Genomic DNA, 1,315 nt, shown 5'->3' with positions numbered 1-1,315 from the left:
CCAACCGAACCGTACACACCTTCCGGCTTTCCGTTTCGCTCCCGGCGACTCAGAAAACAATACACGCCCCCAACCCCCAACGCAAATCCACCCCCAAACAACCCCCACCCAACACAACAGCACACACATGAAACCCACATGAAGACCCCACGAACACCCCCAACTCCCGCGGCACACCACCACACCCCAACCCACAAAGCCAACCACCCGCCGTCGTACATTCCGCTGGCGGGTGACCAGCCACGGCGGCTACGCCAGGTGGTCCGGCATCCCAAATGCTCTGTGCAGTCCGTCGTCGAGAAACCGAACCAGTGAAGCGACCTTCTCGCCACTCGTGTCGGGCTCAATCACCAGCAGGCCACGCGCCCGCCCCTGCAAATAGCAAACGAAAGCAGGACGGCGGCCGGCCTGCGTCCTTGCCAGCACGTAGCTGCCACCGGGGCGGCCGGCCGCGCTGGCCCTCAAGAAGTTGCCGACGGCGGTTCGGCCCACGTAGCGGTGCATGGCCGGTGGCATGGCAAGCCAGCTCTCGTCGGTCAGCAGCGCCACCATGGCATCGACATCGTCCCGGGCAAAAGCGTCGGCGAACCGGCGCACTACGGGGTCCCGGTCGGCTGAACTGGACACGGGTTCTGGCATTGGTGTCGCCGCCCGTGCACGCTGAAGCAGCCCTTTAACCGCCGTCGAACTTGTACCGAGCATGTCCGCAGCCTCCGATATGGGGAAATCCAGGACTTCACATAAAACCAGCGCCGCGGCCTGGCGCGGCGGCAGGTGTTGGAGAGCAGAAACAAAAGCGAGTTCTATGCTTTCCAGCGCAATGGCACGGGCAGATGGGTCCAGTTCGGACAGCAGCGCATCAGGATACGGCTGCAGATGCGGCACATCGAAAGTGTCAGTCGGCATCGGCGGCTCAAATGGAGGCGTCGGCTGATCATGTGGCCTGCGACGGCGATCGCGTACGGCGTTGAGCGAACGAGTTGTAGCGATCCGGTAGAGCCACGTGCGGACCGACGATCTCCCACGAAAACTGCGAAGTCCGCTCCAAGCCGCGAGCAGCACCTCCTGAAGCACGTCGTCTGCATCGTCCAGGGATCCTGTGATCCTGTAGCAGTGCACATGGAGTTCACGACGATATGGCTGGACGAGGGCAGCGAAAGCTACTTCATCGCCTGCTTTGGCGTCCTCGAGCGGTGTGGAGCCCACACGTCATTCTGGCATGTTAGCGGCCATGAAAAACTGCCCATAGGCGGCCACGAAAATGCCCACTGACGGCCAGTAAAACTGCCCACCGGTGGCCATGAGATCTGCCCAC

1 protein-coding gene is annotated in these 1,315 nt (G+C 62.4%); it reads right to left on the bottom strand.

What is annotated here, in order from left to right; all coding sequences use genetic code 11:
• Positions 1-249: 249 nt before the first annotated feature.
• A complete protein-coding gene (locus tag ACH488_RS21925) occupies positions 250-1,206 on the bottom strand; it encodes an RNA polymerase subunit sigma-70 (protein ID WP_397326706.1) in 957 nt (318 codons plus the stop codon).
• Positions 1,207-1,315: the final 109 nt, after the last annotated feature.

The sequence above is a fragment of the Paenarthrobacter sp. NPDC018779 genome (assembly GCF_044391085.1).
GTDB lineage: Bacteria > Actinomycetota > Actinomycetes > Actinomycetales > Micrococcaceae > Arthrobacter.
This window is presented reverse-complemented; position numbering and strand designations above follow the sequence as displayed.